This is a genomic window from Flavobacterium pokkalii (genome assembly GCF_014596575.1).
GTDB lineage: Bacteria > Bacteroidota > Bacteroidia > Flavobacteriales > Flavobacteriaceae > Flavobacterium > Flavobacterium pokkalii.
In genome coordinates, this window is sequence record NZ_NASZ01000019.1 from 19,677 (window position 1) to 40,065 (window position 20,389).

The following is a 20,389-nucleotide window of genomic DNA, read 5'->3' on the forward strand; positions in this document are numbered from 1 at the left end:
CATTGTTTTATTAAAAGTTAGTTGTATAGTGTTTAGTGTGTTTTCTTTCTTTTAGGCAAAACCATATTGGTGAGTTTGCACAAGGAAACCAAATTATTCCTTTCATCCACAACCCTTATTTCCCACAAATGAATGCTGGCCCCCTGATGAATAATTTTAGCCGTGGCCGTAACCATTCCTTCTCTTTTGGATTTTAAATGATTGGCCGAAATTTCTATTCCGCGCACTTCGCTTACTTCAGGATTAATAAAAATAAAAGAGGCTGCACTGCCTACACTTTCGGCTAAAGCTACTGTAGCACCTCCATGCAACAGCCCCATCGGTTGATGAACACTCGGATTAACAGGCATTGTAGCAGTTAAAAAACCTTCACCTGCATCTACATATTGAATATTTAAGGTTTCCATTAAGGTATTTTTTGAAATACGATTACAGTATTCCAGAATTTTTTCTTTATCGAATGTCATGCTTTTAATTTAATTGCTTGTAAAAATAAAGAAAAGAATAAATATTCCGCTCGAAAATAGCCGCTATATTCACTCCAAACCGATTAAATAAAGTGTCAACGAATGAGTTTTTTTCTATTTTTACAAAAAAACAAAACACATGCGTCCTTTTTCGCTACTTTTTATTTTCGGAATTCTGCTTACTATTTGTTCCTGCCGAACAGATTTTTCGACTGTTCCCAGCAACGGGAAATTAGTTTTCTCAAGAGATACCGTTTTTTTAGACACTGTTTTTTCAACAATTAGTTCGAGTACTTATCTTTTAAAAGTGTACAACCACAGCAAGAAAGATATTAATATTCCAACCATAAAATTAGGCAAAGGACTTGCTTCGAAATACCGTATAACCGTTGATGGCACGCAGGGACAAAACAACAAAATTTTCACAGATGTCGTTTTATTAGCCAAAGACAGTCTTTATATTTTTATCGAAACTACACCTACCATCGCTGATGCCAATCCGGATGATTTTTTATATACCGACGAAATTGAATTTGACAGCGGTAGTAATTTACAAAAAGTAAAACTGCTCACATTAGTCAAAGATGCTGTTTTTTTATACCCAAAAAGAGTAAACAATAACACTACTGAAACTGTCACTTTTGACGATACCGAATTTAATGGTTTTTATTTAGATGAAAATGATCCAACTAATGGCAACGAATTGCATTTTACCAATCAAAAAGCTTATGTAATCTACGGTTACGCCACCGTTCCCGAAGGAAAAACAGTCGTTTTTGACGCCGGAGCACGGGTTTATTTTCATACTAATTCCGGTTTAATTGTTCCGCAATCGGCTTCTTTGCAATGTAACGGAACGGTTTCTGAAACGAGCCAATTAGAAAACGAAATCATTTTTGAAGGCGATCGCCTGGAAGCAGATTACGCCAATATTCCCGGACAATGGGCAACGATTTGGCTTCGTGACGGAAGCACTAATCATAAAATCAATCATCTTACGATAAAAAATGCAACAATTGGTCTACGAATTGACAATCAGGACAACACCACAGTTAGTTTAAAAAACAGCCAAATTTACAATTCGTCCAACTATGGAATTTTAGCTCAAAATGCCAAAATTACCGGCGAAAATCTGGTCATTAATACTGCCGGAATAGCCACTTTAGGCTGTATCTATGGCGGAAATTATCAATTTACCCATTGCACCATTAACAACTATTGGAACGGTTCGCAACAAAAAGCTTTACTTTTAAACAATTACAAAACAGACAAAACGCCGACAGCTAAGGATTTGACTCAGGCCACTTTTAACAATTGCATTATTTACGGAGCCTATGCTAACGAATTGTTTTTGGATAAAAATGAGGCTGCTCTTTTTGAATTTCAATTCAACAATTGCTTATTAAAATCCGAATCCAACAATTCCAATTCTTTATACAATTTCAACGACAACAGTCATTACAACAATGTTATTTTGAATCAAAATCCGCGATTTTTAGACATTACCAATAACAAACTCAACATCAACAATACTTCCGCCGCTTTCGCAAAAGGAAATCCGGCTTATTTAATTTCACTGGACATTAACGGAAAAACCCGAACTTTACCGCCCGATTTAGGTGCTTACCAAAGCGCTCCTCTTACAAACTAAAAAAAACAGTTTCCGACTAAAAAAATACCCCTGATGATTTCATACAATCCAAAAGACTGGCTTACTTTTATTTTTCGTTTTCACAAAGCCGACACTTTCCGACAATTATTTCCTTTAATCATCTTAATTGGAATTTACTCCACAGCAGTTGCTTATTTAGAACTGGAATATTGGGATTTGCCGGATGACAGCCATGTAAAAAACATTTCGATGATGCATGGAATGCTTGGGTTTGTGATTTCACTTTTGCTTGTTTTCAGAACCAACACCGCTTATGATCGCTGGTGGGAAGGCCGAAAAATGTGGGGCGCATTGGTAAACAACAGCCGAAATCTGGCCATTAAACTAAACGCTATCATTGAAGACGAAAAAGACCGGGCATTTTTTAGAAAAATTATTCCCGTTTACGCTTCTATCCTGAATAAACATCTCAAAGACGAAGAAACGGCCAAACAACTCGCTGAAGATATTATATTGCACGACCACCATTCACATCGCCCGAATCAGGTAGCTAAAATGTTGTTTATGAAGGTAAATGAGCTGTACAAAAGTCAAAAAATCACAGGAGACCAACTGATTATTTTAAATAGCGAAATCCAGTCTTTAACCGATATTTGTGGCGCCTGCGAACGCATTAAAAATACTCCTATCCCCTATTCTTATAGTGCTTTTTTGAAAAAATTCATCTTTTTCTATGTCATGACACTTCCGTTTGGTTACGTTTTTAACCTCGGTTATTTTGTAATTCCTGTGGTGATTTTTATTTTCTATGTCTTGGCCAGTTTAGAATTAATTGCTGAAGAAATTGAAGAACCTTTTGGGCATGACGACAATGATTTACCAAGCACTAAAATTGCCGAAAACATCAAAAAACACATCGAAGAAATCATTTAATTTTTTTTTTAAAGTTTACTTTATACGCTAATAAAAAAGAATCTTTAAGTATTTTATTGATTTATTCTATATAAAAACACCAAAAACAAGATTATTTTACAATAATTCAACACAAAAAACAACTAATATTTCTGTAATTTTTTTCCTTTAAAAAAGCATTTTATACACTTAATCGATTTTTAAAACAGCTTTAACGGATTTTTTTTCTTTATAATTTTTATCACATAATATTTACAAAAAAATTGATACCCAATCAATCATTAACTAAATCATTTGTAAACAAATTATGAAAAAAATTGTACTATCATTATTAACACTGGCTATCTTTAGCTGTACAACAGAAAACGAAACAACAACTTCAGATGTAGCAGCAAGCAATCTTTCTGCAAAAGTTTCAACTTCAAAAAACTTAATAACAGCTGCTGAACTTCCTACTACAAATTATTCATTAACAACTTACGAAAGCTGTAGTGCTAATTGTATTGAAGCAGGTTCTGCCATTTACTTTGAAAAAACTAATGAACAAACTGTTTCATGGGGTGGACCAAATAATGACAAATTTTCTAAAACAGTATATATCAAATATTTCAACACTTTAACTGATTTTAAAATCTTAGTTCTAAGTACAGAAGGTTTCTCTGATCTTATCATCAACGGTATTGAGACTGGAATTGGTGCCACTGCAAATACTTGGGGCGAATACAGCCTTCCTTTAGGAACAACTTGGAATACTTGTGATATAAAGAATTTCAATGTAAAAGTTGCCGGAAATGGTCCACAAGCAGAATTCAATACTAGCTATGGTCTTGTTGGAAAATGTGAAAGTACTTGTTCTACTTCTTTTACAGGAAAAAGTATTTCATGTGACGAAACTCGTGAAGTTGAGTACACATTTACTTCAAAAGATGATGTTTCTAATTTAAAAATTCAAGGTGGTTTAACTAACTTTACAGGTGAAGATGCTGTAGTAACAATTACAGGTGGAAATTTAACTCATACTCAAAGAATTCCGGGAGGAGAAAAAAATTCAAATAGAATAATCACTATCGAAGGTAGTGTCAAAGCATGTGAAACTATCACTATTAATATCAAATGGAATTCTTCTAATTCTGGTGGAATTATAACAGGTTCCTGGTCAGCTGGTGGAACTGGAGTTTCTGTAGATCCTGTTGCAGGATTAGAATGTCAAAACTAAACCTTTTTTATCATTAAACAAATTGAGGCTCATTACTTTTTTGTAATGAGCCTCAAATATTTATAACCTACAATTGTTGAATACAAATAATAAAAATGACTTTTAAATTTGTACAACTAAGATAATAACAACAATGATTTACCAACTTCAAAAATTGCTAAAAAAATCAAAAAACACATTGAAGAAATCATCTAACTTTTGTTTCGAAACATTAATTATACTTCAACAAAAAATATTATTGATAATAAACAGAAAACAAAGTTTAATCACTTTGAAGCTCGGTTGACAATCCTTATATTTGCAACCTTATTAAAATATTCAAATGAAAATATCTTACAACTGGTTAAAACAATTCATTAAAACCGATTGGAATTCAGAACAAACAGCAGCTTTACTGACTGATTTAGGACTTGAAGTAGAGGTTGTTGAAAAATATCAATCTGTAAAAGGAGGATTAGAAGGTATTGTAGTTGGACATGTACTTACATGTGAAAAACATCCGGATGCCGACAAATTAAAAGTAACTACCGTTGACTTAGGAAATGGAGCGCCAATACAAGTTGTTTGTGGTGCAAGCAATGTTGCCGCAGGACAAAAAGTACCTGTAGCGACTATTGGAACCGTTTTATACGATAAAGAAGGAAATTCATTTACCATAAAAAAAGGAAAAATCCGCGGACAGGAAAGTCACGGAATGATTTGCGCCGAAGACGAATTAGGTCTTGGAGAAAGTCATGACGGAATTATGGTCTTGGATAACGATTTAGCTCCGGGAACTCCTGCTGCTAAAGTTTTCAAAATAGAAAATGACGAAGTTTTCGAAATTGGCTTAACGCCAAACCGCGCCGATGCCATGAGTCACCTGGGGACTGCCCGTGATTTAAGAGCTGGTTTACTTCAAAACGGAGTTAGCGTTGAATTGATTACGCCATCTGTAAGTAATTTTAGAGTGGATATGCGCACTTTAAAAATTGATGTCAATGTTGAAGCACCGCTTTTGGCTCCACGTTATTGCGGAGTTACTATTTCGGGAGTTACTGTTAAACCATCTCCGGCCTGGTTACAAGACCGTTTGAAAGCTATTGGAATCAATCCAAAAAACAATATTGTGGATGTAACGAATTATGTTTTACATGATTTAGGACAACCATTACATGCTTTTGATGCTGCTAAAATCAATGGTAAAATCCATGTAAAAACAGTGGAAGCCGGAACTAAATTTACTACTCTGGACGAAGTAGAAAGAACTTTACACGAAGAAGACTTAATAATTTGCGATGAAAAAGGACCTTTGTGTATTGCCGGAGTTTTAGGCGGACAACATTCCGGAGTAAGCAATCACACTACTGCTATTTTCTTAGAAAGCGCTTATTTTAATCCGGTAAGCGTTAGAAAAACAGCTAAAAGACATCAAATCAGCACCGATGCTTCCTTTAGATTTGAAAGAGGAATTGATCCATCCATTACAGCTTATGCTTTAAAACGTGCCGCTTTATTAATTCAGGAAGTAGCCGGCGGTAACATCACTTCGGAAATTGTTGACATCAACACTAAGAAAATCGAAGATTTCTCAGTGTTTTTGAATTTTGATAAGGTAACTAAAATCATTGGACAAAAAATCCCAAAAGATACAATCAAACAAATTTTAGTTTCTTTGGACATCAAAGTAAACAGTGTTTCGGAAGCAGGATTAGGTTTGACTATTCCGGCTTATCGCGTGGATGTACAAAGAGAAATTGATGTTATTGAAGAAATCCTTAGAGTCTATGGATACAACAAAATTGATTTTTCAAACAAATTAAACGCGACTGTATTTAACGCTCCAAGAAACGAAGATTACAAATTGCAAAATATCATTGGAAACCAATTGAATTCACAAGGATTCCACGAAATGATGGCCAATTCCTTAACGACATCTTCTTATGTTCAGCTTTCTGAAATGCTAAAAGAAGAGCACAATGTAACGATGTTGAATCCATTGAGTAACGATTTGGCAACTATGCGTCAATCTTTATTGTTTTCAGGATTAGAAGCCATTGCTTACAATATCAATCGTAAAAATGCCGATTTAAAATTATTTGAATTTGGTAAAACCTACCATAAATTCCTTTCAGGATACGAAGAACACAAACATTTAAGTTTGTTTTTAACGGGGAACAAAAATCAGGAAAACTGGACTAATCCTCAAAAACCTTCCGATTTCTTTTTATTCAAAGGTTATGTTGAAGGAATTTTATCCAGATTAGGAATTCAAAAAACACTAAATTCACCTGCAAAATCAGATGTGTTTTCTGAAGGAATTACCATCGGAACAGGACACAATGTTTTGGTAGAATTTGGTGTGGTAAAAAAATCAATTCTAAAACATTTCGGAATCAAACAGGAAGTTTTCTTTGCCGATTTAAACTGGGAAAATGTAATAAAATCAATTCCTAACAAAATTAAATTCACCGAAATTAATAAATACCCGGAAGTTAGAAGAGATTTAGCCTTATTGCTTGATCAAAATGTGAGTTATGACAGTATTTATAGCATCGCCAGACAAACGGAAAAAAGCTTATTGAAAAACATCAATCTTTTTGATGTTTACGAAGGAAAAAATCTTCCGGAAGGTAAAAAATCTTATGCTTTGAGTTTTATTTTACAAGACGATTCTAAAACACTTACCGATGCTCAAATTGACAAAATTATGAGTAAACTGCAAAAGAATTTTGAAACCGAACTTGGAGCTACTTTGAGATAATATTTTAAGAAAGTACATAAAACAAAACCCATCCCGTTGTAAAAAACAGGATGGGTTTTTCATTTGTAACAAATTACAAAACCAACAAACAACTATGATTTTGGCAATAAAACCGTATCCACTACGTGAATTACACCATTCGATTGATTCACATCAGCAATCGTAACTTCAGACATTCCTCCTTTTTCATCTGTAATGTATAATTTTTTTCCTTTCATCCAGGCAGTTAAAGTACCGCCACTAACTGTTTTTAATATCGCTTTACCATTACCTGCCTTAATTGCTTTAGCGATATCAGAGGCATTCATTTTTCCTGCCACGACATGATACGTAAGGATATTTTGCAACATTTTTAGATTTTCAGGTTTTAACAATGTCTCCACAGTTCCTTTTGGTAATTTGTCAAAAGCAGCATTAGTTGGGGCAAAAACGGTGAACGGTCCTTTTCCTTGTAAAGTTTCCACTAAGCCGGCAGCTTTTACGGCAGCTACTAAAGTGGTGTGATCTTTAGAATTAACAGCATTTTCAATAATGTTTTTAGTAGGATACATTGGAGCACCACCTACCATTACCGTTTTTTGAGCAAAAGAGTTTACTCCGAATACTAATGCAAAAAATGCAACTGATAAAATTTTTCTAGCTTTCATAATGATACTTTTTTAAGTTATATAAAAGCATTTACGGTAATAGATTCACTTTGGTTTTAAAAAGAAATAAAAAAAGTGAGACATTAAAAACATCTCACTTTTTTTATCTTTCCTGTATTTATTTTTGGAAACCAAAAACTTTGTAAAGCTTACAAATTCTTTATCACAAATTCACTTCTTCGGTTTAACTCATGTTGTTCTTCCGAACAGGATTCACTAGGTTCACATTTTACAATTTGTACCGTTTCGCCATAGCCTTTGGCAAAAATTTGTTTGGCCGAAATTCCCTGACTAATGAAATAATCGCGGGTAGAATTGGCTCTTTTCGTTGAAAGTTCCAGATTATATTTTGCATTTCCGCGATTATCGGTGTGCGAACCAACCTCAACCACCATATCCGGATATTTTTTCATCAAATCAATTACCTTATTCAAAATAGGCTTCGATTCTTTACGAATGTACCATAAATCATAATCAAAATAAATGGGATCGGTTTTAATAAGCAATCGGTCTTTGTCTTTTACAATATCTTTCTCAGCTGCCACAATCGTTTCCACCTTTTCCTTCTTCTTGGCTTCGGCTACAGCAATGGCTTTTTTAGCAGCCAATTCTTTTTCAACTTTAGCTTTTTCAGCAAGGATTTGGGCTTCTTTCTTTTGTTTGACAACAAGCAAAGCTGCTTCTTTTTTCTTTTGTTCTATGGCAGCTAATTCTTCTCTCTTAATCGCTTCTTTCGATTTTAAAGCCATCGAAGCATCATTGATTTTCTTTCTGTCTTTATACAACTTCAGGAATTTTGAAGCTTCGGTATATTGTTCTTTTGACGCGTAAACAGTATAGCTTTTTTCGCAATCAACCGAAAAAGAAAAACGTCCGTCAGCAGTTGTCAGTGCCGTTTCAATTTGTTTTTTATTAGCATCCTGCAAAATTACTTTTGCACTGCTCAAAGGAAGTTTGGTGTCGATATCCGTTATAATACCGGCAATGTACTGCATACAATTTTCTACTACCAAAGGCTGAATTTCGTTGATTTCATAAATATCATCCGAGCCTTTTCCGCCTTTTCTGTTCGAAGCAAAATAACCGTGTTTAGTTTCGGAATCAATTACAAAAGAAAAATCGTCATAACCGGAATTAATTGGCAAACCAACATTCAAAGGCGTTGAAAACTCGCCATTTTTTATTTCAGAAACAAAAACATCCAACATTCCGTAACCCTCATGTCCATTGGAAGAAAAATATAATTTGTTCTCTTTTGAAACAAACGGAAATTGTTCTTTTTTATCGGTGTTAATTGTTGGCCCTAAATTCTTAGGCGCTCCATAATCCGAACCTAAAATTGCCACACTGTAAATATCAAAAGAACCTAAAGAACCCGGCATATCAGAAGCAAAATACAAAGTCTTCTCATCCTGACTCAAAGCTGGATGTTCTACTGAATAATTATCGCTATTGAATGGCAAAGCGGTTATATTACGCCATTTCCCATCAATCAATTCGGCTTTATAAATTTTAAGCGTAGAAATTTTATGGTCATTTTTAGCCCTCACACCGTCGTTAGAATTATTGCGGGTAAAATAAACTGTTTTCCCGTTTTTAGTAAAAACAGCATTCGCATCGTGTAACGGAGAATCTAATTCGACAGCAAACTTTTTAACAGAATCCAGTTTTGGGTTTTTAAGCGAAACCGCCATTAAATCCAAATAACTTTCGTTATTCCATTTGTACATTTTTTCAAAAGCATAAGGCTTTATTTTTACAGCCGAAAAAACTAATTTTTGTTTGTACGGAACCGCTCCAAACTCTGAATTTGGGGTATTAACAGGCATATTTTTAATATCGTAGCGATTGCCTAAAGCCGAGATATTTTCTAAAACCAAATTGTCTTTTTCCAATTTTTCAATTGCTTTTTGATTATTGGTTTTCAAAAAATAATCGCGCATTACTTTATTTGCTTCTTCATAATTTCCCGAAGCTTTTAAAGTTTGTGCATATTTAAAATAATAATCTCCGTCAACACTTTCCGGAAAACGGGCGATTAAAAAACGGTATTGTCTTTGCGCATTTGCATAATCATTGGTAAAATAATAACTGTCCGCCAGATTTTTTACAACTTCAAAAGAGCGGTTGTTATCTATAATCGATTCATACAACGGAATCGATTCACTGTAATACGTTCGGTCAAATAAGCGTTTGGCTCTTTGTAAATCCTGAGTTTGTGCCTTTGCAAATTGAAACGCCAACACAATTAAAATAAGAGATATTCTTTTCATCGTTATCATATTAAAAGAATCTTGGTGATTTATCAAAACCTTTACCTAATAAATCTAAATTAAACAGCATAAAAACTTCGTGTGTGCCCGAATTGAATTGCCCAAAATTTGAAGTCGTATAATCGTAAGCGTAACCAACACTTATACTTGGAGAAACTTTGATATTCATCAAGGCACTTACCGAATCATCAATGCGGTAAGAAGCTCCCAATTCAAATTTTTCATTAAACAATACATTAGCAGAAACATCCAAAGAAGCAGCCGAACCTGGAACAATTCGGCTCATAAAAGCCGGTTTCAGCTTAAATGAATCCGACAAATTAAACACATAACCTCCGGTGAAAAACATATGTGCTTTCTCAGAACCAAAAGCATTAATTCCGGAACGTTCTTCGATGTGTTTGGACGAAAGTAAATTAGGCGCCGAAAATCCTAAATAATAATTATCGGTAAAGAAATAAGCTCCTGCACCAATATTTGGAAAAACATGATTTATATTTTCCTGAAAAGCGGCATCTGTTGAAGCGTCTCCACTTTCAAAAACAAAACCGTTAAAATTCGTTTTAAACGAGGTGAATCCTGCTTTTAATCCCAAAGATAATTTTGCCCGACTGCCCATATCCAAAACATAGGCAAAATCAGCATAGAAATTATCTTCTTTTTTAGCTCCGTCACCAATGTCATCAGAAATAATTGAAACGCCCATTTCAACTTTTTTATTCAATGGTATGTGTCCAAAAAAATTAAACGTTTTAGGTGCTCCAACCGCTCCCGCCCACTGCGAACGATACAAAATCCCTAAGTCCAGCATGGCTTGCGTTCCGGTGGCATAAGCCGGATTGACCACATTCATATTATACATATAATGCGTATATTCCGGATCTTGCTGGGCAGTTACTTTTAGTAAAAACAATAAAAAACTGATACTGAATATTATTTTTTTCATTCGAAATCTTATTTAATAATAATGAATCCCTCTAGCGGTTTAAGTATAATCTTCCCTGAATTGGTTTTTTATTTCCTTTGTTCAAATGAAGCACATAAAAATAAACTCCGTTTGGTGCTATACCGTCTATACCAACTTTGTAATCAGAATTTCTACCATCCCAGGCCGGCTTACTTTTATTTCCTTTGAAAAGCAAATTGCCGTAGCGGTTGTATATTTCTAAAGTAAAATCAGGATAAATAAATTCGATTGTTGGAATTCTAAAAGTATCATTCACCGTATCTCCATTTGGAGAAAAACCGTCCGGAATAAAGAAATCCGGTGTTTCTTCGCAATTAGAAAGCACCACTGTTACCTCTAATGCATCTGAGTAACAATTGGTCGAATTGGAAAAATTAAATCCATAATAGGTTTTTCCGTCCGTTAAAAGCGAACTTGCGTTTAACTGATTACCATTTTCGGCAGCATCAAACCAAACCAAAGTATCATCGGCAGTAGTTTTATCACTTAAATTCTGAATGGTTGGATTGTCTAATCCGCAGAAATTTTGTCCGTCTGTAGCAAGAACCGGAGTATCTGATTCGTTAATAGTTACCGTTACAGCTGCTCTTCCGGATTCACATCCTGTGGTTGCATTTGCTTCTTTTACATAATAAGTTCCCGTAACTAATAATGTAGAAGTATTTAAAACAGTAGAACTTGAAACCGAATCAAACCATTGGTATTGTGAACCGCTGGGTGTCAAATTAGCAATGCTTGCCAAATCATTTTTACAACCAACAAAACTGCTTCCAGAGGGAGTAACCGGAACGGTATTTACCACAAACGCTTTGGTTTTATTCAAAGCCATCACACTACATCCATTCCCATTATCAAGAACAGAATTTAAAGTAAACGTGGTATTTCCTGAATTAGCAAGCGCTGAAGCCGGAATTACAAAACTGGTATTTCCTGAAGCAACGTTAAGCGTAACATTTTGATTAGTTGCAACATTTGAATCACTTAAAGAATAATCAATCGTGATATTAGTCAACGTTCCCAATCCTGTTAGTTGAACCGTAGCAGTCTGTCCTAAACAAATATTATTAATACTTAAAGCCACCGCAGATACATTTGGTAAAGGCTTCACTGTAATTAATTTAGCCAAAGCCACCGAATTGCTACAACCTGTAGTTAAGTTTACAATATTCGTAACGGTAAACACTGTATTTACGCCTACATTCGGAATTAAATTAGCCGGAATAGCAAAATTAGCTATACCGCTGGCAACCGTAAAATCCAATTGTTGGTTAGCCGCTGTGTTATCTCCTGATAAATTATAGGTTATTCGGTAATTTCCGTCTGTCAAATTAGTATTTCCTGATAATTGAACCTGAGCATCCATTCCTTTACAAACCGGATCTATAACGACTGTTGCATTGTTAATTCTTGGCAAAGGATTAATACTCAAAACATCTGTAATACTGCCTAAGGTATTAGTACAAGCACCATAATAAGAAGTATTTTTGATACTGGTTATCGTAAAAGTGTAATCTCCTACTGTTTGTAAATAATTTTTATCTATTAAAAAATTAAAAATTCCATTTGTAAAATTTCCATTTACAGTAAAAGGATAATTTGAAATTCCGTTGTTAATCGAGTAAGCAACATCATAATTCCCATTTGGCACTGGCTGTGGTCCTTTGGTTAATGTAGCGGAATAAGTGGCTGCAGGGATTTGGTCTTCACAAATATCAGAGTTTACCATCAAGGTACTTCCTGTAAAATCTATTAGGTCTTCAATAATTATTTTTACATCTGTATATGAATCGGTACAAATTGGATTATTGGACGTTACCGTATATCTAAAACTGTAAACTCCGGCTCCGAAGTTATTATAAATTGTTTGAACATCAACCTTATTATCAATAGAGCTTGTGATTTGACCTGTAGCATTTAATTCTGTCCATTTTCCACCTGCATCTTCTCCAACCAATAAATTATTTAAATTCAAATTATTATAAGCTGCCAAATTTACATTACTACAAAGAAGTAAATCCATAGGGTCTCCTGGAACAGGTTTTCTAAAAACAGAAACAGAGATTGATGCTGATTGCTCCGGACAACTATCTAAAGTAGGAATTGTATAAGTATAAGAATAGTTTCCTTCTCCCAAAAGCTTAGGATTAATTGTATTCCCTGACAAAGTAACCGAAGTAGTATTACCTGTCCATGTACCGTTTTGCAGAGGAGCTAATTGAGTTCCGTCAAAAGCTAAAAACAAATTAAAAGAAGTTACATCATCACAAACAGAAACATTTGGACTGGGAACGCCGGTATAAGGACCTATTTTAACCGTAACAGTAGCTTCATTATCGGAACAAACAGAAGGATCCTGAACATAAGTATAGGTGTAAACATCACTATTACGTAGTAATTGTGCATTCAAAATCCCATCAAAAATTGCAACTTCAAGTGGTTTCGAATTATCAATCCAAGTACCTCCTGTCGCAGGACTACCTCCCAAAAGACTAAAAAGATTGATAGTCTTACTACTATCTTTTATTAAATCATCAGCACAAATGGTGAGTGAAGCATCTTCTCCTGCACATTGCGAGTAACTATTTGAGGATAAAAAAATTAAAAAAAAGAACGATACTGTTACAAAATATTTTTCAATAAAATAAAGTAGTTTTTCAATCATACTTGGAATTTTTTGATGACACTTCAGCTAATTTATTGCTAATGTAAGAAATAAAGTATCAAGAATATCAAAAAAAATCGACAAAATACATCGTAGAAACACCATAAAAAAAGCCCCACAATTTGCGGGGCTTTCAAAATTATAAAAACAGAGAATTATTTTTTCTCAGATTTTTCCATTTTAGCTTTCAAAGCAGCTAACACATCATTGTTATCTCCTAAAGTTGCAGCAGGTGCATTAGTAGAAGCAGCAGCAGTGTTTTCAGAAGCAGCTTTCACATTTTTCTCTTCTTCTTCACGGAAGATAGCAGTGTGAGAAGCAACTACTCTTTTGAATTCTTTGTTGAATTCAATTACTTTGAAATCAGCAGATTCACCTTTTTTCAATTTCTTTCCGTCTTCTTTTTCCAAGTGACGAGTAGGAATGAAAGCAACGATATCTTCACCAAATTCTACAGTAGCTCCTTTGTCAACGATTTCAGAGATTTCACCATTGTGGATAGTTCCTACAGCAAAAGCTTCTTCATATTTATCCCAAGGATTAGCAGTAGTTTGTTTGTGACCTAAAGATAATTTACGTCCTTCAACATCTAATTCTAATACAACAACATCTAATTTCTCACCTACGTTTACGAATTCAGATGGGTGTTTGATTTTCTTAGTCCAAGATAAATCAGAGATATAAATTAATCCGTCGATTCCTTCTTCTAATTCAACGAAGATTCCAAAGTTAGTAAAGTTTCTAACGATACCTGTGTGTTTAGAACCAACTGGGTATTTAGAAGTGATATCAGTCCAAGGATCTTGAGTTAATTGTTTGATACCTAAAGACATTTTACGATCGTCTCTGTCAAGAGTTAAGATAACTGCTTCAACCTCATCACCTACTTTTACGAAATCCTGAGCAGAACGTAAGTGAGTAGACCATGACATTTCAGAAACGTGGATTAAACCTTCAACACCTTCAGCAACTTCGATAAATGCACCGTAATCAGCGATAACAACTACTTTACCTTTTACTTTATCACCTACAGTTAAGTTAGCATCTAATGCATCCCATGGGTGAGCGTTTAATTGTTTCAATCCTAATTGAATTCTTGTTTTCTCATCATCGAAATCAAGGATTACAACGTTTAATTTTTGATCTAATTCAAGAACTTCAGATGGGTGGTTGATTCTTGACCAAGATAAGTCAGTGATGTGGATTAATCCATCAACACCTCCTAAGTCAATAAACACACCGTAAGAAGTAATGTTTTTAACAACACCTTCTAATACTTGTCCTTTTTGTAATTGACCAATGATTTCTTTTTTCTGTACTTCAATATCAGCTTCGATAAGCGCTTTGTGTGATACTACAACGTTTTTGAATTCGTGGTTGATTTTCACAACTTTAAATTCCATAGTTTTGTTTACGTAAACATCGTAATCTCTAATTGGCTTAACATCAATTTGAGAACCTGGTAAGAACGCTTCGATACCGAATACGTCTACGATCATACCACCTTTAGTTCTGCATTTAACGAAACCGTTAACGATTTCTCCAGTTTCATTAGCAGCGATAACTCTATCCCATGATTTGATTGTACGTGCTTTTCTGTGAGACAATACTAATTGACCTGTTTTATCCTCACGGATGTCGATTAATACTTCTACTTTATCTCCAACTTTTAAGTTAGGATTGTAACGAAATTCGTTTAAAGAGATAACACCTTCAGATTTAGCATTGATATCAACGATTACGTCTCTATCAGTAATTCTTACAACAACTCCTTCTACTACTTCTTCTTGATCTGTAGAGATGAAAGTTTTAGATACTAATTCTTCGAATTCTTGTAAGTTTTTCTCATCAACTGCATCAATACCTTCTTCGAAATTGTGCCAGTTAAAATTTGCTAAAAACTCTTCTTGTGATTTTAATTGTTCAGACATGCTGATTAAAAATTTGTATTCTGTGTTCGCTTGAGCTTCTTAATGTGATAGAAAACTACAGAAGTTGTTGATATAAATAGTTGATACCTAAAGGAAACTCTTATTCACCAAAAGGTGCGCAAAATTACAACATAAATTCGTAACCACAAAACAAATCTCACTGATAATCACTTAGTAAACAAAATAATAACCCAAACAGCGATTTTATCAGTCATTTCAACTAAAATTTGACAACTTTTCGAAAGTTGTCAAATTTACTAAACAGCGATTTTTACTGATTTTTGGAGCAGAAAGTATTGATTTTTAATGATATTTTGTAAAGCTATTTTGATATATTTGAAAATTAATAACACAACCGCTCATACACATCTACCTTTTTCAGGTGGCTTTATATGATTTTATCATACATACACGTTAGTTGTGCTTAATTCACGAAAAACATCCTACAAAAACTTTAAAACATAAATATGAACGATTTAAATATTCTAGACAAGCCTAAGATTCACTCAGAAATCGAAAAGAAGTCTAAAGAAATTGGTTTTACAATGCCTTCTGACCTTTACATCGGAACTTTATTAAAAACATTGACAACATCTAAACCAAAATCAAATATTCTGGAATTAGGAACAGGCATTGGATTGTCTCTATCCTGGATGATAGATGGAATGGATTCTGAATCCAAATTAATTAGTATCGACAATAACCCGAAACTGATTGAGATAGCTGAAAATTATTTTGGAGAAGATAAAAGAGTGAAAATAATATATGCGGACGGAACAGAATGGATTAAAAGTTATAAAGGAGAAAAATTTGATTTAGTTTTTGCAGATGCCTGGCCAGGAAAATATAGTGAAGTTGATGAAATACTTGATTTAATAAAAATTGGTGGCCTATACATTATTGATGATATGTTGGCTCAACCTAATTGGCCTGAAGGACATCAAGAAAACGTTGATAAACTAATAGAATATTTAGAAAATCGAAAAGATTTCAATCTGACTAAAATGAATTGGTCAACTGGAATTATAATAGCAACAAAAAAGTACTAAGTATAACAAAAGCTATAATCCCACGCTGCCGCACGAATCCTTTCGTGTGGCAATTAAACATAATTATTAAAACCTAATGAGATCCTTCCTTCGTCAGAATGACAAGTTTGCGATAAAAAAACAACCATTCAAAAACTGAAAATTTGACATTTATTTCTTAAAAATTATCAAAATTTTCAGAAACAAAATTACATCAAAAAACACAACAACTAACTTATTGTCAGTTTATTGCAAATGGTATTTTCTTTGCTATTCAATTATAAAAAGATTGTTTAACTTAAAATTTTATTATTATGACAATTGTTAGATATCAAAACCAATGGCCTAGTTTATTTGACAGATTTTTTAATAATGATTTTGAAAGTTGGAATAGAGACAATTTTTCAAAAACCAACACTACTTTACCTTCTTTAAATATCAAAGAAAACAAAGACTTCTTTTTTGTAGAAGTGGCTGCTCCGGGATTTGAAAAATCAGATTTCAAAATTGAACTGAATAATGATTTATTAACCGTTTCTTCTGAAAAAAAACTAAACAATGAAGTCAAAGATGGAGAACGAATTACCAAACAGGAATTCAGCTACCAGTCTTTTAGTCGTTCCTTCACACTTCCTGAATTAGTCGATGAAGAAAAAATTTCAGCCAAATATGAAAATGGAATTTTAGCTATCAGCATCCCTAAAAAGGAAGCCGCAAAACCAAAATCTCCAAAATTAATCGATATCAAATAAACTAAAAACAAAAAAAGAGTTAGTTTTCGCTAACTCTTTTTTTTTATTCTTTAATTTTATCCTGAACCAATTTCAAAACCAATTCAAATTGCTCTTCCCTGTTCAGATTAGAATTATCAATTTCTATTGCGTCTTCTGCTTTCACTAAGGGCGAATTACTGCGATGGGTATCAATGTAATCGCGTTCTTCCACATTTCGAAGCACTTCTTCAAAAGTTACCTGATCGCCTTTTTGGATTAATTCATCATAACGTCTTTGTGCTCGGGTTTGCGCACTGGCAGTCATGTAAATTTTAAGTTCGGCATCCGGAAAAACAACTGTCCCAATGTCTCTACCATCCATAACAATTCCTTTGTTTTTACCCATTTGCTGTTGCTGTTCTACCAATTTAGCACGAACCTCCGGAATTTCAGCCACCTTACTCACAAAACCGGAAACTTCAATAGTACGGATTTGCTTTTCCACATTTTCACCGTTTAAATACATTTCAGCAAAACCTAATTCGGTATTAAATTGAAATTGCAACTGGATGTTTGGCAAACTTTCAACTAGCGATTGTTTATCCAAATAATCGGTTTTTATATAGCCTTTTTGCATCGAAAAATAAGCAATCGCACGATACATGGCTCCTGTATCTACATATACATAACCTAATGCTTTAGCCAGTTGTTTAGCCAAAGTACTTTTCCCAGTTGAAGAAAATCCGTCGATTGCAATGGTAATCTTTTTATCCAAAATTCTAGTTTCTAAGTTTATTCAAAAAAGCAATAAAAGTACATTTTTTTAATCTTAGCAAACAAAAAAGGCTGTTGAAAATTTCAACAGCCTTTCTTTATAAATTAAAATCTAGAATTATTTATCTTTTGTAAAAGGAATGGTTCTGCCATCTCCAACAATCATATCGAAACCAGATTTATCTTCTTTAAATTTAAATTTCAAACCAGCTCGTTTGGATTCAAATTCATCTTTTCCAATGGATTCAACCGAAAAATCGGAATAATCAGGAATATCAACGTTTAACAAAGTATTCTTTTCTGAAATGGTAATTTTAAAAGGCAATCTGGAATTAGAATAAACACCAAAATACGGATCATAAATCATATCTTTTTCTACTAAACCATTCGCTGCTGTCCAGGTATTATTAACCTCATTACTATCCGGAAAAACATGTTCCGGATCTAAAACAATACTTTCAATTTCTTCAACAGAGTTATGTTTAAATGTCCATTGTGTATTTTTTTGCCAAACTTCAACAGGCAATTTTACTCTGTCGGTTTTTCCGCTTTTAAGTTTAATATCCATTACCACAGGCATAGGCATTTTTTCAAAGTTTTCTATTGTGATATATACTCCTTTTGCCGGGTCATTTTTTACATATTTAATAGCATTCACACCCTGATCAAAACGCCAGTTGTATTGGAACCATCCTCTCCAAAACCAACTTAAATCTTCTCCTCCTACGTTTTCCATGGTTCTAAAAAAATCATCCGGCTGCGGATGTTTGAAAGCCCAACGCTCCATATAGGTTTTGAAAGCCAAATCGAAGCGTTCTTTTCCTAAAATTTGTTCTCTCAGAATCACTAATCCTGCACTTGGCTTAGCATAACATAATTTACCAATATTTGCTTCTTTCATATTATCCGGCGAACTCATCATCGTTTCTAATTTCGGATCGGTATATAAAAAGCTGCTCTCATGCATATCTTCTTTTTCACCCTTAAACTCTCCGTTATTAAAATCAACATCACTAAGCGAGTTAATAAAAGTATTAAAGCCTTCATCCATCCAGGCAAATAGTCGCTCATTTGATCCAACAATCATAGGAAACCAGTTATGTCCAAATTCGTGATCTGTAACTCCCCACAAACTTTTTCCTTTTGACTTCCATCCGCAAAAAACAATTCCCGGATATTCCATCCCTCCTTCATTTCCTGCCACATTAGTAGCTACCGGATAAGTGTATTCTATCCATCTTTTAGAATAATTTTCTATCGAATGTTTTACAAATTCTGTTGAACGCCCCCAGGCATCGTTGCCGGCACTTTCCTCTGGATAAACCGAAAGCGCCAATGCTTTTTTTCCACTTGGCAAATTGATTCTGGCTCCATCCAAAATAAAGGCTGCCGAAGACGCCCAGGAAACATCTCTTGCATTATTCAGTTTAAAATGCCAGGTTTTAGAATTCCCCGAAGTATTTTTGGCCGTCAAAACATCATTCAAAGAATGAATCATCACCGTATTATCGCTATTCTTAGCTTCATTATATTTTTTAAATTCTTCAACAGAAAAAACTTCTTTTGGATTCGTCAATTCTCCGGAACAAACCACAACATGATTCGATGGCGCTGTAATTGATATATCAAAATCGCCATATTCCAAATAAAACTCAGATGCTCCCAAGTACGGATTCACATTCCACCCTCTTACATCATCATACACACACATGCGGGGATACCACTGTGCGATGGTAAAAATCTTTCCGTTTTTAGTTTCCAAAACTCCGGTTCTGTCCGAACCTTCATTTGGAGAAATATAAGAAAACTCTATTTTGAATTCCACTTTCCCTCCTTTAGACTTTAACTCTTTCGGAAGAAACAACTGCATTCTGGTATCACTTATAAGATACTTAGCCTCCACATCAGCTACTTTCTTATTATCGATTTTTATAATTTTTACTGATTTGATTTTGTGCCCTCCGTCAAAAACCTGTCCCTGACGTCCATTTCGACTTCCGGTAATCGGTACAATAGCCTCACCACGGGAATCTCCCCTGAATAAATTTTGATCCAGATTCAACCACAAAAATGACATTGAATCAGTACTATTATTGGTATAGGTAATAATATCTGTAGCCGAAATTTCATTTGTTTTTTCGTTTAAAACAGCTGTTAACTTATAATCAGCTCTGTTTTGCCAATATTCAGCGCCGGGCTGGCCACTGGCCGAACGGGTCAATGTTCCGTTTTTGGTATAAAAATTCGGGCTGAAAGCATCATGATAATCATAATTAGAAACCTGTTTGATAACTGATATTTCCTGTGCTGCCAAAGAAGCACCTCCTAGTAATATTGCTATTTGAAAAATAGCGACCGACTTATTTATTTTCATATTCTTTTCTATTTAAAACAAATTAATAAAAAAAATTACAGATTTCTTCTATAATAATGGTGCTTTAATT

At 34.2% G+C, this 20,389-nt stretch carries 14 protein-coding genes; 6 read left to right on the forward strand and 8 right to left on the reverse strand.

Annotated elements, in window-relative coordinates:
• Window positions 1-32: 32 nt before the first annotated feature.
• Window positions 33-467: a PaaI family thioesterase gene (locus tag B6A10_RS11955; RefSeq protein WP_055092640.1), complete on the reverse strand. Its 435-nt coding sequence runs from the start codon at window positions 465-467 to the stop codon at window positions 33-35.
• A 139-nt stretch (window positions 468-606) separates the two neighbouring features.
• Between B6A10_RS11955 and B6A10_RS11960 the strand changes: the two genes are divergently transcribed.
• The 4 genes from B6A10_RS11960 to pheT all read left to right on the forward strand — a co-directional run bounded on the left by B6A10_RS11960 (window position 607) and on the right by pheT (window position 6,950).
• Window positions 607-2,118: a hypothetical protein gene (locus B6A10_RS11960; RefSeq protein ID WP_188221058.1), complete on the forward strand. Its 1,512-nt coding sequence runs from the start codon at window positions 607-609 to the stop codon at window positions 2,116-2,118.
• Between the two features lie 33 nt (window positions 2,119-2,151).
• Window positions 2,152-3,012, forward strand: a complete 861-nt coding sequence (locus B6A10_RS11965) for a bestrophin family protein (RefSeq protein WP_188221059.1) — start codon at window positions 2,152-2,154, stop codon at window positions 3,010-3,012.
• Between the two features lie 286 nt (window positions 3,013-3,298).
• A complete protein-coding gene (locus B6A10_RS11970; protein ID WP_188221060.1) occupies window positions 3,299-4,207 on the forward strand; it encodes a hypothetical protein in 909 nt (302 codons plus the stop codon).
• A 322-nt stretch (window positions 4,208-4,529) separates the two neighbouring features.
• Window positions 4,530-6,950: a phenylalanine--tRNA ligase subunit beta gene (gene pheT, locus B6A10_RS11975; protein WP_188221061.1), complete on the forward strand. Its 2,421-nt coding sequence runs from the start codon at window positions 4,530-4,532 to the stop codon at window positions 6,948-6,950.
• Between the two features lie 92 nt (window positions 6,951-7,042).
• Here pheT and B6A10_RS11980 read toward each other — a convergent pair whose 3' ends face one another.
• From B6A10_RS11980 to rpsA, 5 genes are all read right to left on the reverse strand, one after another.
• Window positions 7,043-7,597, reverse strand: coding sequence for a fasciclin domain-containing protein (locus tag B6A10_RS11980; RefSeq protein ID WP_188221062.1), 555 nt, complete (start codon window positions 7,595-7,597; stop codon window positions 7,043-7,045).
• Between the two features lie 149 nt (window positions 7,598-7,746).
• Complete coding sequence (locus B6A10_RS11985; protein ID WP_188221063.1) at window positions 7,747-9,870, reverse strand: OmpA family protein; 2,124 nt, start codon at window positions 9,868-9,870, stop codon at window positions 7,747-7,749.
• Window positions 9,871-9,880: 10 nt separating this feature from the next.
• Complete coding sequence (locus B6A10_RS11990; protein WP_188221064.1) at window positions 9,881-10,816, reverse strand: PorP/SprF family type IX secretion system membrane protein; 936 nt, start codon at window positions 10,814-10,816, stop codon at window positions 9,881-9,883.
• 31 nt (window positions 10,817-10,847) lie between these two features.
• The gene (locus tag B6A10_RS11995) at window positions 10,848-13,499 is read right to left on the reverse strand and encodes a gliding motility-associated C-terminal domain-containing protein (RefSeq protein WP_188221065.1); all 2,652 of its coding nucleotides are present in this window, start codon (window positions 13,497-13,499) and stop codon (window positions 10,848-10,850) included.
• 155 nt (window positions 13,500-13,654) lie between these two features.
• On the reverse strand, window positions 13,655-15,430 hold the full coding sequence (gene rpsA / locus B6A10_RS12000) for a 30S ribosomal protein S1 (RefSeq protein ID WP_055092657.1): 1,776 nt from the start codon (window positions 15,428-15,430) through the stop codon (window positions 13,655-13,657).
• Window positions 15,431-15,897: 467 nt separating this feature from the next.
• On the opposite strand from rpsA, the gene B6A10_RS12005 reads away from it, so the two are divergent.
• Together B6A10_RS12005 and B6A10_RS12010 are read left to right on the forward strand one after the other, a co-directional pair.
• On the forward strand, window positions 15,898-16,479 hold the full coding sequence (locus B6A10_RS12005) for an O-methyltransferase (RefSeq protein ID WP_188221066.1): 582 nt from the start codon (window positions 15,898-15,900) through the stop codon (window positions 16,477-16,479).
• Between the two features lie 293 nt (window positions 16,480-16,772).
• On the forward strand, window positions 16,773-17,210 hold the full coding sequence (locus B6A10_RS12010; RefSeq protein WP_188221067.1) for an Hsp20/alpha crystallin family protein: 438 nt from the start codon (window positions 16,773-16,775) through the stop codon (window positions 17,208-17,210).
• Between the two features lie 43 nt (window positions 17,211-17,253).
• On the opposite strand, the gene cmk is transcribed toward B6A10_RS12010, so the two are convergent.
• Both cmk and B6A10_RS12020 read right to left on the reverse strand, forming a co-directional pair.
• On the reverse strand, window positions 17,254-17,946 hold the full coding sequence (cmk, locus tag B6A10_RS12015) for a (d)CMP kinase (protein WP_188221068.1): 693 nt from the start codon (window positions 17,944-17,946) through the stop codon (window positions 17,254-17,256).
• A gap of 117 nt (window positions 17,947-18,063) precedes the next feature.
• A complete protein-coding gene (locus tag B6A10_RS12020) occupies window positions 18,064-20,319 on the reverse strand; it encodes a M1 family metallopeptidase (RefSeq protein ID WP_188221069.1) in 2,256 nt (751 codons plus the stop codon).
• Window positions 20,320-20,389: the final 70 nt, after the last annotated feature.

Bases quoted from the DNA above. Each gene is read 5' to 3' on its own strand.
- B6A10_RS11955 (WP_055092640.1), bottom strand. From the start codon at position 467: ATGACATTCGATAAAGAAAAAATTCTGGAATACTGTAATCGTATTTCA.
- B6A10_RS11960 (WP_188221058.1), top strand. From the start codon at position 607: ATGCGTCCTTTTTCGCTACTTTTTATTTTCGGAATTCTGCTTACTATT.
- B6A10_RS11965 (WP_188221059.1), top strand. From the start codon at position 2,152: ATGATTTCATACAATCCAAAAGACTGGCTTACTTTTATTTTTCGTTTT.
- B6A10_RS11970 (WP_188221060.1), top strand. From the start codon at position 3,299: ATGAAAAAAATTGTACTATCATTATTAACACTGGCTATCTTTAGCTGT.
- pheT (WP_188221061.1), top strand. From the start codon at position 4,530: ATGAAAATATCTTACAACTGGTTAAAACAATTCATTAAAACCGATTGG.
- B6A10_RS11980 (WP_188221062.1), bottom strand. From the start codon at position 7,597: ATGAAAGCTAGAAAAATTTTATCAGTTGCATTTTTTGCATTAGTATTC.
- B6A10_RS11985 (WP_188221063.1), bottom strand. From the start codon at position 9,870: ATGAAAAGAATATCTCTTATTTTAATTGTGTTGGCGTTTCAATTTGCA.
- B6A10_RS11990 (WP_188221064.1), bottom strand. From the start codon at position 10,816: ATGAAAAAAATAATATTCAGTATCAGTTTTTTATTGTTTTTACTAAAA.
- B6A10_RS11995 (WP_188221065.1), bottom strand. From the start codon at position 13,499: ATGATTGAAAAACTACTTTATTTTATTGAAAAATATTTTGTAACAGTA.
- rpsA (WP_055092657.1), bottom strand. From the start codon at position 15,430: ATGTCTGAACAATTAAAATCACAAGAAGAGTTTTTAGCAAATTTTAAC.
- B6A10_RS12005 (WP_188221066.1), top strand. From the start codon at position 15,898: ATGAACGATTTAAATATTCTAGACAAGCCTAAGATTCACTCAGAAATC.
- B6A10_RS12010 (WP_188221067.1), top strand. From the start codon at position 16,773: ATGACAATTGTTAGATATCAAAACCAATGGCCTAGTTTATTTGACAGA.
- B6A10_RS12020 (WP_188221069.1), bottom strand. From the start codon at position 20,319: ATGAAAATAAATAAGTCGGTCGCTATTTTTCAAATAGCAATATTACTA.